This is a genomic window from Bradyrhizobium diversitatis, from assembly GCF_016031635.1.
Taxonomy (GTDB): Bacteria; Pseudomonadota; Alphaproteobacteria; order Rhizobiales; family Xanthobacteraceae; genus Bradyrhizobium; species Bradyrhizobium diversitatis.
In genome coordinates this window covers 1-727 of the sequence record NZ_JACEGD010000107.1, presented here as the reverse complement: position 1 = coordinate 727, position 727 = coordinate 1, and the positions used below count along the sequence as shown (strand labels likewise).

General features: G+C 70.0%; 1 protein-coding gene. It reads left to right on the top strand.

Going from position 1 to position 727, the window contains the following annotated elements:
• Window positions 1–727 (top strand): CoA transferase (locus tag H1B27_RS39650; RefSeq protein ID WP_197969777.1); only part of this gene is annotated, 727 nt, incomplete at both ends.

Genomic DNA, 727 nt, shown 5'->3' with positions numbered 1-727 from the left:
GTCGCGACCGCGGACGTCGTGGTCGCCAATCTGCCGCCGCAGACCCTGCGTGCGATGAAGCTCGACTACGAATCCTTGAAGGCGATCAAGCCGGACATCATCCTGACCACGGCCACCGCGTTCGGCGGGCCGGGTCCCTGGTCCGACCGCGTCGGCTTTGACGGCGTCGGGCAGGTGATGTCGGGCGCGGTGTACATGACGGGTGCCGGCGATCCGCCGTACCGGGCCGCGGTGAACTGGGTCGATTTCGGCACCGCCTTGCACTGCGCGTTCGGCACGCTCGCCGCCCTGATCGAGCAGGCCGTCATCGGCGTCAACCGCGTGCCGACGGGCAATCTCGGCCAGACCGCGGCTCCCGCCGACATCTACCGCACCAGGGACGGCTGGGTGCTGTGCCAGGTCACCGGCCATCCGCTGTTCAAGCGCTGGGCGCGGCTGATGTCGTCGGCAAAGCGCGGATCGTTCAGCCAAACCTCCTCCTCGCCCATCAGCCGCGGCAACAACGGCCGCATCATCAGCGAGCGGATGGCGCGCTGGTGCGCCGAGCGCACCACGCAGGAGGCCGTCGATGCGCTGGGCCAGGCGATGATTCCGACCGGCCCCGTGCTCTCACCGCAACAGGCGCTGGATCATCCGCACATCCGCGCCGCCGGCTTCATGCAGGACGTCGACTATCCGGGCCTGCCGAAGCACGCACCGGTCGCCCGCGCCGCGGTGCGGCTGTCGG